Genomic DNA, 13,028 nt, shown 5'->3' with positions numbered 1-13,028 from the left:
CACCCAGTCCCAGCCCACGGCCTCGGGATGCATCAGGGCCTCGCTCCATTCGTGGTCCAGCCAGGCGCGGCCGCTCACCGCATGCTCCCGGTCGTGCAGCCGCAGCCGGCCCTGCACCGACATCTGAGGGTGGCTGTAGTAGTGGCTGGCCTGCGATGGATCAGGGCCCTTGCGCGAGTAGCCGGCTTGACCTTGGAGCAGCACGGGCTGGGTCTGGGCGATGTCGAGCTGCAGACCGAAGTCCCGCGAGGCGAGCCGGGCTCGGTACAGGGCGGCCTGCACGGACCCCTCGCGCTGCAAGGTCCAATCGCGAAGGCGCAGGTCGGTGTCGACCGTGCCGGCATGCGCCAGGCCGAAGCCCTCGCGGGCGATGCGCTGGTCGTGCAGCAGCCGGCGGCCGGCCAGGTCGGTCACGGCCAGGTGGGCAAAGACGAGCTGGCGCGGGGTGAACGCGCTGGGATTGTCTCCGGCGAGGTCGTTGCGCGAGCGGAAGAAGGTGATCTGGAACCCCCAGGGCAAGGCCTGTGGCTGCGCCTGCAGGACGCCCGTGATGTACCACCATTCGGTGCGGTGCTCGGGATGGGCGCCATGATCGCGCGGGAACTGCAGCCGGGTGCCCGGCTGGACCCGCCCTTGCGCTCGCGATAGCGAGGGAGCCAGAAGGAGCGTGGCGCCGAGCAGGGTGCGGCGTTGCATCACCAGTCCTCCTTGACGGCGAGCACGGCGTCGCGGCCGGCAGCGGCTCGGCCGCTGAGCGCGGCGGTGAGCGCGCCGGCGGCCACCATCGCAGCGGCCAGCGCGACCAGCCGGCCCCAGGGGGGCAGCAGTTCCATGGTCCAGTGGAAGCTCTGCGGGTTGACCACGTGCACCAGGATCACACTGACCGCCAGCCCCAGGGCCAGGCCGAGCAGGGCGCCGGCGCCGCTCCAGACCAGGCCTTCGCCCGCGACGATGCCCAACACCTGGCCGCGCGTGAAGCCCAGGTGCCGCAGCAGGCCGAATTCCTTGCGCCGCGCCAGCACCTGGGCCGAGAAGCTGGCGGCCACGCCAAACAGGCCGATGGCGATCGCCACGGCCTGCAGCCAATAGGTCACGGCAAAACTGCGGTCGAAGATGCGCAGCGAGGCGGCGCGGATCTCCCGCGGTTCGGCAAATTCGATCAGCGTCGGGTCGGGGGCGAGGGCGCGCACGGCGGCCTGCACCTCGGCCGTGGAGGTGCCGTCGTCCAGCCACAGGGCCAGGTCGTTGACACGCGCATCCCCGCTCAGCCGCAGGAAGTCGGCGCTGTCGATCACCACGCTGCCGTGCTGCCGGGCGTAGTCGCGCCAGATGCCGCGCACCCAGGTGGGCACGGGCGGGCGGCCCTCGATCAGCGGCAGGGCGAACACCTGGCCGGGCCGCACGCCGTAGAGGTCCACGACGGCTTCGCTGACGTAGCTCGAGACGAGTCCGGCTTCGGGTGGCAGCAAGGACCCGGTGAGCGGCAGGGACTGCGCCGGGGTGGACAGCGGGCGGGCGATGAGCACCACGCCGGGGCGTGCCGGATCGAGGTTCAGCGTCACCACGCGCAAGGTTTCGACGTGGCGTATGCCCGGCAGGGTGCGCACCGCCTCCACGAAGCTCGGGTCGAGGAAGGCGGTCTCGGCGGCCGCCGAGCTGACGGCCGTGCGCGCATAGAGATCGGCCGGCAGCACGGCATCGAGCCAGCCCGACACCGAGGCGCGGAAGCTGGCGACCATGGTCGTCAGGGCCACCGCGAGGCTGAGGCTTGCCACCACGCCGGCCACCGCGACGGTGGCCGTGTGGCCCTGGTGGCGGGCCCGCTGAGCCGCCAGCAGCAACCCGGGGTGGCGCCGCAGGCGCGCGGACCCGGTGGCGGTCAGCGCGCTGACCACCGTCGGGACGCAGACGATGCCGCCGAGCAGCACGGCCGCCACGGCGAAGTAGGCGAACAGCGGCAGCCCAGCCACCGGGGGCAACAGCGCGAGCAGCCCCCCGGCAGCCAGGAGTCCCAGACCCCAGACGGGATGGGCGCGGCCGCTGGCGCCGGGGCCCAGGCCCTTGAGTCCCTGGGCGGGCGCCAGGCGCTGCGCCCTGCGTGCCGGCAGCCAACTGCCGGCCAGCGCAGCGGCCACGCCCAGGCCGGCATAGCCCAGGGCGGCCGGTGTGGACCATTGCAGGCGGGGGGCCACGCCCGGGAAGAAACCACCGCCCAGATCGCCGGCCAGCCAGGTCAGCGCAGCGTGCGCCAGCGCCGCTCCCAGGGCCAGGCCCAGCAGACTGCCCAGGCCGCCCAGCACCGCGGCTTCGGTCAGCACCAGCCGCAGCCGTTCGCGCTCGTCCAGCCCCAGCACGCCCAGCAGCGCGAACTGCGGCACGCGCTTGGCCACCGACAGCGACATCACCGAGAACACCAGGAAGGCGCCGGTGAACAGGGCCACCAGGGCCAGCACGGTGAGATTGACGCGGTAGGCCCGCGAGACATTGGACAGCCGCTGCGAAGCCTGGTCGGGCGTTTGCCACTGCACGTCGGGCGGCAGGTCGAGCGTGCGCTGCACTGCCTCCCAGCGTTCCCCCGGCTGCAGGCGCAGGTTGATGTGGCCGAGCCGTCCGAGCAGTCCGAAGTGCCGTTGTGCGGCAACGATTTCGACCACTTCACCCGCCTTCCCCTCGCCCACGACCGCGCCCACCACGGTGAAGCGGCGCCAGGCCAGTCCGCTTTGGACCTCGACGGTGTCCCCCGGGGCCAGCCCCAGGGCCTCGCGTGCCGTTGCGTTCAGCGACAGGCTGTCGGGGGCGAGCAGCGCCAAGCGGTCCTGGCCCTCGGCCAGGCGCGGTGCCAGCGCGGGCGCGAGTTCCGGTGCCACGAGCGGATCGAGCCCGACCAGCCTGAGGGCCACGCGAGCGCCGCGGCGGTCGCGGGCGTAGGTGGACAGCTCGATCACCGCACTGGCGCGGGCGATGCCGGGATGGCGCACGAGCGTTTCGTACAGGGCTTCATCGAAGCCGCCGCGCACGGCTCGCAGCTCCACGTCGGGCTCGCCCTGGATCGAGCGCACCGCCGCGCTGAACTCGCCCAGGGCCGACTGGTTGATCAGGTGCACCGCGAAGGCCAGGGCCACGCCCAGCAAGACGGCCAGCAAGGCCATGCCGTGGCGCCAGGGGTGATGGCGCCATTCAGGCCAGGACAGGCGGGTCCACCAGCGCAAGCAGGTCATGGGGTGGTAACGGAACGCTCGGGGTCGGGAGGGGTCGGAGGGATTGTCGGCGACGGTGGGCATGGCGTCCGGGCCGGCTGAAACATCGCTCTCGGTCAGATGACCCACTCATTTGAGGGGGGGGTATCGAGCGGGAATTCCCCTATCCCCACGAAGCATGCGAGGATAAAAAACTTTTGGTTCAAGGGCGACAGGCCATGACCTCTATTCGCCGCGTGGCTTCAGGCAGCGAGGCTGCCGATTGGCAATGGGATCGCTGGCATGCCTGCTTGCTTTCGCTTGGCCTGTGGCCATCGGTGGTGTTGCTGGTGTTCGTGGCCTGGGTCCTGGCGGCGCTCATCACTGTGACCGTGATCGGCGTGCTGGGACAAGGCTCATGGCGCCTGGGTTTGCTCATTGCCACGGTGTGTGTCGGGGTATCGGCCCCGCCCGTCATTTATGCCATTTTGCAGCTGGTGTTCCGGCTGGAGCAGTTGCGCCAGCGCTTGCAGACTTTGGCGATCACTGACGATTTGACCGGCTGCTACAACCGTCGTCACTTCTGGGAGCGCAGCGAGCAGGAGTGGGCGCGCGCGCATCGGCACGGACTGCCGTTGGCAGTCTTGCTGATCGATGTGGACGACTTCAAACGCATCAACGACGCCCACGGCCATCATGCCGGCGATTTGATGCTGCAAACCTTGGCGCGGGCCTGCGATGCATCCTTGCGCAGCACCGATGTGCTGGCGCGCTATGGCGGCGAGGAACTGGCGGTGTTGCTGCCACAAACGAGCCTGTCGGGCGCTTTGGCCATGGCCGAGCGCATCCGCGCGGCTTTGCAGCACGTCCGTATCGACTGGCAGGGCCAGCAAGTGGGCGCCACGGTCAGCATCGGCGTGGCGGCCATGCATGCCTCGCATGCGGATCTCAAAGCCATGATCCACGATGCGGATGTGGCGCTGTACGAAGCCAAGCGCGCCGGTCGCAACCGGGTGTATGGCGCTGCGCAGACGCAGTGTGCGCCAGCAATGGCTCAGTCGGCAGCGGTCGGCACGCTGTAGTGGGCATCGCCCAGCAGGTCGATGCCGCACGACAGGTCCTGCACCCATTCGATGAACTCGCGCACTGCGGCGCCGGCCATGGGAGCGCCGTGCTGCGGCACGATCATCGCGATGTCCAGCGTGCGCACCATGCGGGCCCACAGACGCAGCACCTTGTTCGACACCATGTAGCGGCGGTGGAAGCCCTCCATGGCGGCAATGTGCGCGCTCAGCGAGGTGACCGGCTGGCGCGGATCGACCTGCCGGCCCATGGAGGCGCCCAGATCGCCCGAGAACAGAATGCGGCTGATCGGGTCGTAGAACTGAAAGTTGCCTTCGGCGTGAAGGAAATGCGCCGGCAGGGCCCACAGTTCACCACGACCCACCCGGATGCGCAGGCCGGCATCGGGGATGCCGATCACCCGCCCGGCCGTTTTGCCCGGCTTGCAAAAGTGCGGCACGAAGCGCTCCCACACACGCGAGATGTACACGGGGGCCGTGGTGGCCGTCATCCAGCGGTCCAGCGAGGCGATGATGTCCGGGTCGGCATGTGAGGCCAGGATGGCCGAGAGTTGATGCGGCGGGAAGTGCCGTGTCATGCCCAGGTAGAGCTCGCTGTAGGCCAGATTGCCACCCGGGTCGATGATCGCGCCGGTGTCGTCATCGACGATCAGGAACTGGTTGGCCTGCACCGCCTCGCCGTGCTCGACGCAGGTGTCGCAAAACATCAGGCACTGATGACCCTTGTGGTGATACAGCTCAATGAACATGGCGCGGGTCCGCGGTGCAGCAGGTGGCGATGAGCGCAGACTCTAGGGGTCCACCCTGGGTGTCGTCTTGATGCGCATCAACGTTCAGGGACAAAGCCCATGCCGCGATGAAGGATTCAGCCCAGGCGGTGCAGTCCGTCGGAGGTGAGCTTGTAAACCTCATCGGCGTGGGCCGCGGCGGCTTGGGAATGGGTCACCAGCACGCAGGCCGCGCGATGCTGGCGCACCTGTGCGGCCAGGGCCTGCATCACGCGCTCGGCGGTGTCGGGGTCGAGGTTGCCCGAGGGTTCGTCGGCCAGCAGCAGCGCGGGCCGGTGCACCAGCGCGCGGGCGATGGCCACGCGCTGCAACTGGCCTCCCGAGAGCTGCTCGGGCAGACGCTGTGCCAGAGCCTGCAGCCCCACCTCGGCCAACACCTCCTGCACCCGCGCGGGATCGTCGCGGCCGAGCAGCAGCAGGGGCAAGGCCACGTTGTCGGCCACGCTCAGGTGCGGCAGCACGTGGAAGGCCTGGAAGATGAAGCCCAGGTGGGCGCGCCGCAGCCGGGCCCGGCCGGCCTCGTCCAGCGCGGCGAGGTCCTGCCCCAGCACCTCGATGCGACCGGCCGAGGGTGCATCGAGCCCGGCCAGGCAGTTCAGCAGCGTGGACTTGCCCACGCCGGACTCCCCCAGCAAGGCGATGAAGCGGCCGGCCGGCAGTTCCAGGTCCACGCCCTCGAAGACCGGGGTCTCGTCGTAGCGCTTGGCCAGGCCCCGGACGCGCAGCACGGGCCCGGGGCTCGTCATCGCTGCTCCTGCGCCCAGGCCTGGGCCTGCCGCACCACCTGGTCGATGGCGTCGGGGCGGTCGCAGGCCACGGGCTCACGCCACGGCATGCTGCGCAGCCAGGTGAGCTGGCGCTTGGCGAGCTGCCGGGTGGCCGCGATGCCGCGCTCGGCCAGCGTGCCGGGGGGATGCCAGCCTTCGAGCATCTCCCACACCTGCCGGTAGCCCACGCAGCGCATCGACGGCAGGGCCAGGCTCAGGTCGCCGCGCGCACGCAGCGCGCGCACCTCGTCGATGAACCCGGCGGCCAGCATGGCCTGGAAGCGCTCGGCGATGCGCCGGTGCAGCCAGGCCCGGTCCACGGGCTCCAGGGCGATCAGCCGGGGCCGCTCGTGGGGCCCGCGGCAGGCGCGGCCCGTGTGCCAGTGCGACAGCGGCCGGCCGCTCAGCTCCCACACCTCCAGCGCACGCTGGATGCGCTGGCTGTCGTTGGGCGAGAGCCGGGCGGCGGTGGTCGGATCCACCCGGGCCAGTTCCGCATGCAGGGCCGGCCAGCCGATCCTGGCCGCGCGCGCATCGATGCGTGCCCGCACTGCCGCATCGGCCGCAGGCAGCGCGTCCATCCCGTCAAACAGGGCCTTGAAGTAGAGCAAGGTGCCGCCCACGAGTACCGGCAGCCGCCCGCGCGCACGGATCTCGCTCACCAGCCGGGTGGCGTCGGCCACGAACTGGGCGGCGCTGTAGGCCTCGGTGGGGTCGATCAGGTCGATCAGGTGGTGAGGCACCGCGGCACGTTCGGCCGCGCTCGGTTTGGCCGTGCCGATGTCCATGCCGCGGTAGACCAGGGCTGAGTCCACGCTGATGATTTCGATGGGCAGCACCCGCGCCAGCGCCAGCGCGGCGGCGGTCTTGCCTGAGGCGGTGGGCCCGGCGAGGCACAGATAGGGGGCACTCATCGGGCCGTATTGTCCCGGGCTTCATGCACCGCCGCCGCCGTGGGGTGACCATACCGGCCCACCCCCACCAGGGCCGCGAAAGCCAGCGCGAAGCACCAGGCGGCGATGGTCAGTGCCAGGGGGTAGACGGTACCGTTGTAGCTCCAGCCCATCCAGTAGCCCATGCCGAAGGCCAAGGCCATGCTGAGGAAGCCCGACAGGGCCGTGGCCGCGCCGGCACGCGTCGGGAACGGCCCGACCGCTCCCACCTGGGCGCACGGCTGGTGGATGCCATGCGCGAAGGTGTAGACGAAGGCGGGGATCATCAAGGCCAGCGGATGATGCACCCCGGCCAGCGCCAGGCCGGCCATCGAGGTGCCGGCGGCCAGCGAGACGAAGGCGGCCAGCCGGATCGAGCGCACCAGGCCCCGTCTGGGCACGAGGCGGCGGCACACGGCCGAGCCGATCAGGAAGCCCGAGGTCACGAAGGCGAAGGCCAGGCCGTATTCGCGCCGTGACAGGCCCAGCACGTCCACCATGACGAACGACGAGCCGGCGATGAAGCAGAACAGCCCGGCATAGGTGAAGCTCGACACTGCGGTGTAGGCCCAGAAGCCGCGATGGCCCAGCACCACGCGCCAGTTGTCCAGCAGCGGGCGCAGGCGCAGGGCCTCGGGGTTGGGGCGCTGCAGGGTCTCGGGCAGCCGCAGCGCGATGACGGCCAGGCCGGTCGCGCCAAACAGCGTGAGCACACCGAAGGCGCCGCGCCAGCCCAGCGTGGTTTCGAGGTAGCCGCCCAGAATGGGCCCTGCCACCGGCAGCAGCCCCATCCAGGTGGAGGCGCGCGCCATCACATGGGCCCCCTGGGCCGGGTCGTAGAGGTCGCGCAGCATCGCACGGGCACACACGACGCACGCGGCCATGCCCACGCCCTGGCCAGCGCGGCAGACGATCAGCCAGGCGATGTGCGGCGAGACCAGGGCCGCCGCGCTGGCCAGCGTGTACAGGGACAGGCCGGCCAGCAGCACCGGGCGGCGGCCGAAGCGGTCGGCCACCGGGCCGAGCAGGAGCTGGCCAGCGCCGAAGCTGATCACCAGCACGCTCAGTGTGAGCTGCACCGTGGTGAGCGGCACGCCGAAGACCTGCGGCAGCGAAGGCAGCGAGGGCAGGTACAGATCGGTGGACACCGGCTGGGTGCCCAGCAGCAGCATCAGGGCCAAGACGACCACACCGGTGGACGGCGGGGTGGCCAGGGGGGTGACAGTGGTGGGGGACAAAACGGTGCGGTCTGGTTCGGGAAGCCGGCCGAGCGTAGCAGACTTGGGACTTTCCCCAGGCCGGCTCACATTTAGGAACAGAGTGAGGGCCGCTCGTGGTTCGGATGGGAAATTTTCGTCGCACAATGTCTGAGCCCGGCGGTTCCGCCGGTGCCAGCCGAGCCCCCTCACGAACAAGAGAAGGAGTCCCTCATGTCCCGCTTCATCCGTGCCATAGCGCTGACCGTGTCGCTGTCCATGGGCGCCGTGGCCCTCGCGCAACCGGGTCAGCTCACGTTGATCACGACCGAGCAGATCGCGCAGGAGGGCGGGCTGGTGGCCCGCTCGGCGGCGGGCGAGGCTTCGCGCGAGCGCCTGGCCGCCGAGCTCGACCGGCCCGAACTGCAGGCCAAGCTGCAGGAATGGGGCGTGAGCCCCGAGCAGGCCCGTGCCCGTGTGCAGGCCCTGACCGACGAGGAGGCCCAGCGTCTGGTGGCCCGGATCGACCAGGCCCCTGCCGGTGCCGGCGACGTGCTGGGCGCGATCATCTTCATCTTCGTGCTGCTGCTGGTCACCGACATCCTGGGTCTGACCAAGGTCTTCCCCTTCACCCGTTCGGTGCGTTGATCGCCGGGGTGTCGCGCCGCGGCTGGCTGGCCGGCACGGCCGCGGCCGTCCTCGGTCTGGGCGGCTGCGCCACCCAGACCGCTGCATTGCGCGCAGGTGCCGTGACCGGCCTGCCCCGTCGCACCGAACTCGAGCACATTCCCTATTTCCCCCAGGCCGGGCCCGACCTGTGTGGCCCCGAAACCCTGGCCACGGTGCTGCAGGCCCAGGGCTTCGCACAGACCCCGACCGACTTGGTGCCCCTGGTTTATCTGCCGGGCCGTCGCGGCTCGCTGCAGGTCGAGATGCTGGCCGCAGCCCGGCGCTGCGGTGCGGTGGCGGTGCGGCTGCCGCCGACGCTGCAGGCCCTGTGCGAGGAGATCGCGGCCGGCCATCCGGTGCTGGTGTTGCAGAACCTCGGCCTGAGCCTGGCGCCGGCGTGGCACTATGCCGTGGCCGTTGGCTACGACTTGGACGACGGCTGGATGATCCTGCGCTCGGGCCGGGAGCGTCGCCAGCATCTGGCCCTGCGCACCTTCGAACACACCTGGGCGCGCTCGGAGCACTGGGCCTTCGTGGCCCTGGCCCCGGGCCGCCTGCCCCGCACCGCCACCGAGGACGACATGGCCCGTGCTCTGGTGGCTTTCGAGCGGGTGGCGCCGCCTGAGAGGGCCGTACAGGCCTACGAGGCCGCGCGCGCGCGCTGGAGCGACAACCTCACGATCGCCATGGGCCTGGGCAACAGCCTGTACGCCGCGGGCCGCAAGGCCGAGGCGGCGCAGGCCTTCGAGGCCGCTGCGCGAGCCCATGCCAGCGCCGCCGCCTGGGTGAACCTGGGCCTGGTGGCGCTCGATCTGGGCCAGCGCGAGCGGGCGCTGGCTGCAGCACGCGAAGCCCTGAGCCTGGGCGGCCCTTGGGCCGATCGGGCCCGGGCCCTGGTCGAGCGTGTAGAGTCGCAGCCCTGACCCTGGAGATTTGCGCATGAAAACCGTCTACGCCATCGTCGGCGCCGCCCTGATCGTGCTGGGCGGGGTCGTGCTGTTCCGCGGCCTGTTCTTCACCCAGAACGAGACGGTCTTTCAGGTGGGCAACCTCAAGGCCGAGGTGCGCAAGGAAGAGCGCATCCCCTCGTGGGCCGGCGGGGTGGCGATCGCGGCCGGCCTGGTGCTGGTGGTGATGGGCTTGCGCAAGTGAGCCGGCGGGGCTTCAGAACCGCTCGTGAGGCCCCAGGTAGCGCCACTGGCCCGGCGGCAGCGCGCCCAGCACCACGCGGCCGATGCGGATGCGCTTGAGCCCCACGACCTTCAGCCCCACCAGCTCGCACATGCGCCGGATCTGGCGCTTGCGGCCTTCGCGCAGCACGAAGCGCAACTGATGCTCGTTCTGCCAGCTCACCTGGGCAGGTCTTAGCGCATGGCCGTCGAGGCTGAGCCCGTGGCGCAGCAGGGCCAGCTGGTCGGGCGGTAAGGTCCGCGACGGCGGACCGGCGTGCGCAGCCTGCGGGTGCTCCACACGCACCAGGTACTCCTTTTCCACGGCGGAGTCTTCGCCGATCAGGTGACGCGCGATGCGGCCGTCCTGCGTGAGCACGAGCAGGCCCGTCGAGTCGATGTCGAGCCTTCCAGCGGGCGCCAGCTTGCGCAGGTGATGTCGGCCCAAGCGCAGCGGGCTTGGATCCTGGCTCCAGTGGTTTTCGGGTGTGATGAGCACCACGGCGGGTTCGTATCCGTCTTCGGCCTGGCCGCTCACATAGCCGATCGGCTTGTTCAGCAAGATGGTGACGCGCTGTTCCTGTTCGTGTCGAGCGGCCGGATCCACCTCGATGCGCTGGTGCGGCAGCACACGCGCGCCCAGGGTGTCGACCACCTGGCCGTCCACGCGCACCCAGCCGCGTTCGATCCACAGGTCGGCCTCGCGACGCGAGGCCAGGCCCAGCTCACTCATGCGCTTGGACAGGCGCTCGCCCGGCTGCACTGCCGCCGGGGCTGTGGTCGGCCCGGGCGCGGGCGCGACGGCCGGCGCGGCCGGGGCCGCAGCAGGCAAGGCGCGCGAGCGCGGGGCCGATCCGGCGCCGCGCACCGGCGGGCGGGTGCGCCGGCGGGGCGGTTCAGCGGGCGAGGACGACGGGCGGCGAGGCAGCGACAGCTTGGAGCGGGATGTCATGGCGGGAAGGCGGTTCCAGCCGCGATTGGACCACGTCCGGCGCTCGCCCCAGCCCGAAGAGCTCGCGCAGCGCTGCGCGATAGTCGTCCCGGCCGATGGCGCTGGTGTTGTGGTGGCTGCCGCCATCCACCAGCAGCCAGCGCTTGGGCTCGGGCGCACGCTCGTAGAGCTGGCGGCCCAGCTCGGGGCGGATGAAGCGGTCGGCACTGCCGTGGGCCACCAGCACCGGGGCCTTCACGCGGGCGATGTGCTCGGCCGCCTCGAAGCGTTGGGTGATCAGCGGCCCCACCGGCAACCAGCCCCAGCGGAAGGTACTCACCACGTCGCGGATGGAGGGAAAGCTCGCCTCCACGATCAGGCCGGCGGCATCGTCCACCTGCGAAGCCAGGTGGGTGGCAATCGCACCCCCCAGCGAATGGCCGTAGATGAAGCGGCGCGCGTTGGGGTGCTGGGCTGCCAGCCAGTCCCAGGCGGCGCGGGCGTCCTCGTAGGCCAGGCGTTCGGAGGGCAGATCGCCAGAGCTCTGCCCGAAGCCGCGATAGTCGATGCCCAGCACCGCAAAGCCCAGGTCGTGCATGCGGCGCATGCGCGGGGCGCTGCTGCGCACGTCCCAGCGGGCGCCGTGCAGGTAGAGCAGCACGGGTGCATCGGGCCGGTCCTGGGGCAGCCACAGGGCGTGCACCCGGGCCCGCTCGGCTTGTAAGCGCGAGTCGAACTCGATCCACCGCTCGTCCATGCCCTGCGCCGCGTCGGCAGCACCCCGCCAGGTTTCGCTGCTGGGCTGGAAGATCCAGCGGCGCTGCTGGGTGTCGAGCACCGCACAGCCGGCCAGCAAGGCCGAGCCAGTGAGGACGACGAGAAGAAACCGAAGCGCGAGTCGCAGGCTGATCATGGTCATCACGGACCCCGTCAGCCCCGTCGAAGTTCAACGCCCGCGCAGAAAGAGTGCGTCGAGCTCGCGCAGCGTGAGCTGTCGCCAGGTCGGGCGGCCGTGGTTGCACTGGTCGGCACGCTCGGTGCGTTCCATGTCGCGCAGCAAGGCGTTCATCTCGTCCAGCGTGAGGCGCCGGTTGGCGCGCACGGCGCCGTGGCAGGCCATGGTGGCCAGCAGCTCGTGCTGGGCTCGTTCGATGACATTGCTGGCGTCGTACTGGGCCAGCTCGGCCAGCACGCTGCGGGCCAGCTCCACCACGTTCGCATCGGCCAGGGCCGTGGGGCGCGAGCGCACGGCCAGCGTGGTGGGCGACAGCGGCGTGATCTCCAGCCCGAGCGTGAGCAGGGCCTCGTGACAGGCTTCGGCCGTGGCCACTTCCTGCGGCGTGGCCGCGAAGGTGGCCGGGATCAGCAGCGGCTGCGACTCGATGCGCCGGCCCTGCAGGTGCTGCTTGAGGCGCTCGTAGACGATGCGCTCATGCGCCGCATGCATGTCCACGATCACCAGGCCCTGGGCGTTCTCGGCCAGCACGTAGATGCCACCCACCTGGGCGATGGCCCGGCCCAGCGGCCAGTCCTCGGGATCCCAGGCGTGCGGGGCAGGGGCGGGAGCCGCGGCCGCGGCCGGGCGGGGCCAGGCGGGCGGCGCCTCCTGCGCGAACAGCAGGGCCGCTTGCTGCAGGCCCAGGCTGGGCTGCGCCTGCGCAGGCGGGCTCCAGCGCGGTGCCGACGACCGCTCCGAAGGGCCCGTGCCCACCGGGCCCGGCCCGACGGGCACCTGCGGTGTCGTACCCGCCCGGGGCAGGGCCAGTGCATCCTCGACCGCATGGCGCACGGCCTGGTGCACCTCGCGCGAGTCGCGAAAGCGCACTTCGATCTTGGTGGGGTGCACGTTCACGTCCACCCGCTCCGGGGCGATGTCGAGGAAGAGCACGTAGCTGGGCTGGCGCGAACCATGCAGCACGTCCTCATAGGCCGAGCGCACGCCGTGGGCGATCAGCTTGTCGCGCACGTATCGGCCGTTGACATAGCAGTACTGCAGGTCCGAGCGCGAGCGTGCCGCATCGGGCAGGCCGGCGCGTCCGAAGATGCGCAGCGGGCCGAAGCGGGCGTCCACCGCGCGGCTTTGCGCGATGAAGTCCTCGCCCAGCACGTCGCGCAGCCGCTGCTCCCCGCTGCCGCGGCGCCACTGGGCCACCAGCTTGCCTTCATGCCAGACGGCAAAGCCCACGTCCGGGCGCGCCAGGGCATGGCGGCGCACGGCTTCCAGGCAATGCGCCAGCTCCGTGGCTTCGGTCTTGAGGAATTTGCGGCGCGCCGGCGTGTTGAAAAAGAGCTCGCGCACCTCCACGCTGGTGCACACG

General features: G+C 71.0%; 13 protein-coding genes. 4 read left to right on the top strand and 9 right to left on the bottom strand.

What is annotated here, in order from left to right; all coding sequences use genetic code 11:
• Both ACK42S_RS10110 and ACK42S_RS10105 read right to left on the bottom strand, forming a co-directional pair.
• Nucleotides 1–696: lipocalin-like domain-containing protein (locus ACK42S_RS10110; RefSeq protein WP_409706538.1), on the bottom strand; the 696-nt coding region annotated here is incomplete at its 3' end.
• Entirely contained in the window at nucleotides 696–3,218 is a 2,523-nt protein-coding gene (locus ACK42S_RS10105) for an FtsX-like permease family protein (RefSeq protein ID WP_409706535.1), read from the bottom strand. The genes ACK42S_RS10105 and ACK42S_RS10110, both read right to left, overlap by 1 nt.
• Nucleotides 3,219–3,568: 350 nt before the next feature.
• On the opposite strand from ACK42S_RS10105, the gene ACK42S_RS10100 reads away from it, so the two are divergent.
• The gene (locus ACK42S_RS10100; RefSeq protein WP_409706532.1) at nucleotides 3,569–4,258 is read left to right on the top strand and encodes a GGDEF domain-containing protein; all 690 of its coding nucleotides are present in this window, start codon (nucleotides 3,569–3,571) and stop codon (nucleotides 4,256–4,258) included.
• On the opposite strand, the gene ACK42S_RS10095 is transcribed toward ACK42S_RS10100, so the two are convergent.
• The 4 genes from ACK42S_RS10095 to ACK42S_RS10080 all read right to left on the bottom strand — a co-directional run bounded on the left by ACK42S_RS10095 (nucleotide 4,231) and on the right by ACK42S_RS10080 (nucleotide 7,983).
• Nucleotides 4,231–5,007 (bottom strand): MBL fold metallo-hydrolase, encoded by a 777-nt coding sequence (locus ACK42S_RS10095; protein WP_409706529.1) that lies wholly within the window; start codon nucleotides 5,005–5,007, stop codon nucleotides 4,231–4,233. The genes ACK42S_RS10100 and ACK42S_RS10095 overlap by 28 nt on opposite strands.
• A gap of 116 nt (nucleotides 5,008–5,123) precedes the next feature.
• Nucleotides 5,124–5,792 (bottom strand): ABC transporter ATP-binding protein, encoded by a 669-nt coding sequence (locus ACK42S_RS10090; protein ID WP_409706526.1) that lies wholly within the window; start codon nucleotides 5,790–5,792, stop codon nucleotides 5,124–5,126.
• Nucleotides 5,789–6,727 (bottom strand): tRNA (adenosine(37)-N6)-dimethylallyltransferase MiaA, encoded by a 939-nt coding sequence (miaA, locus tag ACK42S_RS10085; protein WP_409706523.1) that lies wholly within the window; start codon nucleotides 6,725–6,727, stop codon nucleotides 5,789–5,791. Before miaA ends, ACK42S_RS10090 begins: the two co-directional genes overlap by 4 nt.
• A complete protein-coding gene (locus ACK42S_RS10080; RefSeq protein WP_409706520.1) occupies nucleotides 6,724–7,983 on the bottom strand; it encodes a multidrug effflux MFS transporter in 1,260 nt (419 codons plus the stop codon). The genes miaA and ACK42S_RS10080 overlap by 4 nt, the downstream gene beginning before the upstream one ends.
• 192 nt (nucleotides 7,984–8,175) lie before the next feature.
• On the opposite strand from ACK42S_RS10080, the gene ACK42S_RS10075 reads away from it, so the two are divergent.
• From ACK42S_RS10075 to ACK42S_RS10065, 3 genes are read left to right on the top strand one after another with little or no spacing between them, the layout of a single operon-like run.
• Nucleotides 8,176–8,589 (top strand): PA2779 family protein, encoded by a 414-nt coding sequence (locus ACK42S_RS10075; RefSeq protein ID WP_409706517.1) that lies wholly within the window; start codon nucleotides 8,176–8,178, stop codon nucleotides 8,587–8,589.
• The gene (locus tag ACK42S_RS10070; RefSeq protein ID WP_409706514.1) at nucleotides 8,586–9,533 is read left to right on the top strand and encodes a PA2778 family cysteine peptidase; all 948 of its coding nucleotides are present in this window, start codon (nucleotides 8,586–8,588) and stop codon (nucleotides 9,531–9,533) included. Before ACK42S_RS10075 ends, ACK42S_RS10070 begins: the two co-directional genes overlap by 4 nt.
• Nucleotides 9,534–9,549: 16 nt before the next feature.
• A complete protein-coding gene (locus tag ACK42S_RS10065; protein ID WP_409706511.1) occupies nucleotides 9,550–9,762 on the top strand; it encodes a hypothetical protein in 213 nt (70 codons plus the stop codon).
• Between the two features lie 12 nt (nucleotides 9,763–9,774).
• On the opposite strand, the gene ACK42S_RS10060 is transcribed toward ACK42S_RS10065, so the two are convergent.
• The 3 genes from ACK42S_RS10060 to mutL form a co-directional block, all read right to left on the bottom strand.
• Entirely contained in the window at nucleotides 9,775–10,731 is a 957-nt protein-coding gene (locus ACK42S_RS10060) for a pseudouridine synthase (protein ID WP_409706508.1), read from the bottom strand.
• On the bottom strand, nucleotides 10,676–11,629 hold the full coding sequence (locus tag ACK42S_RS10055) for an alpha/beta hydrolase (RefSeq protein ID WP_409706505.1): 954 nt from the start codon (nucleotides 11,627–11,629) through the stop codon (nucleotides 10,676–10,678). The genes ACK42S_RS10060 and ACK42S_RS10055 overlap by 56 nt, the downstream gene beginning before the upstream one ends.
• Nucleotides 11,630–11,656: 27 nt before the next feature.
• Nucleotides 11,657–13,028, bottom strand: a 1,372-nt coding sequence (gene mutL / locus ACK42S_RS10050) for a DNA mismatch repair endonuclease MutL (RefSeq protein WP_409706503.1), incomplete at its 5' end; no start/stop codon positions are given.

Origin of the sequence: Caldimonas sp. (assembly GCF_046289365.1) — a bacterium.
GTDB lineage: Bacteria > Pseudomonadota > Gammaproteobacteria > Burkholderiales > Burkholderiaceae_C > Caldimonas.
The sequence above is the reverse complement of the archived record's forward strand: the minus strand, read 5'-3'. Positions and strand labels throughout refer to the sequence as shown.

What these genes read in the sequence shown, in the direction of transcription:
- ACK42S_RS10105 (WP_409706535.1), bottom strand. Translation starts at nt 3,218, where the DNA reads ATGACCTGCTTGCGCTGGTGGACCCGCCTGTCCTGGCCTGAATGGCGC.
- ACK42S_RS10095 (WP_409706529.1), bottom strand. Translation starts at nt 5,007, where the DNA reads ATGTTCATTGAGCTGTATCACCACAAGGGTCATCAGTGCCTGATGTTT.
- ACK42S_RS10090 (WP_409706526.1), bottom strand. Translation starts at nt 5,792, where the DNA reads ATGACGAGCCCCGGGCCCGTGCTGCGCGTCCGGGGCCTGGCCAAGCGC.
- miaA (WP_409706523.1), bottom strand. Translation starts at nt 6,727, where the DNA reads ATGAGTGCCCCCTATCTGTGCCTCGCCGGGCCCACCGCCTCAGGCAAG.
- ACK42S_RS10075 (WP_409706517.1), top strand. Translation starts at nt 8,176, where the DNA reads ATGTCCCGCTTCATCCGTGCCATAGCGCTGACCGTGTCGCTGTCCATG.
- ACK42S_RS10065 (WP_409706511.1), top strand. Translation starts at nt 9,550, where the DNA reads ATGAAAACCGTCTACGCCATCGTCGGCGCCGCCCTGATCGTGCTGGGC.
- ACK42S_RS10060 (WP_409706508.1), bottom strand. Translation starts at nt 10,731, where the DNA reads ATGACATCCCGCTCCAAGCTGTCGCTGCCTCGCCGCCCGTCGTCCTCG.
- ACK42S_RS10055 (WP_409706505.1), bottom strand. Translation starts at nt 11,629, where the DNA reads ATGACCATGATCAGCCTGCGACTCGCGCTTCGGTTTCTTCTCGTCGTC.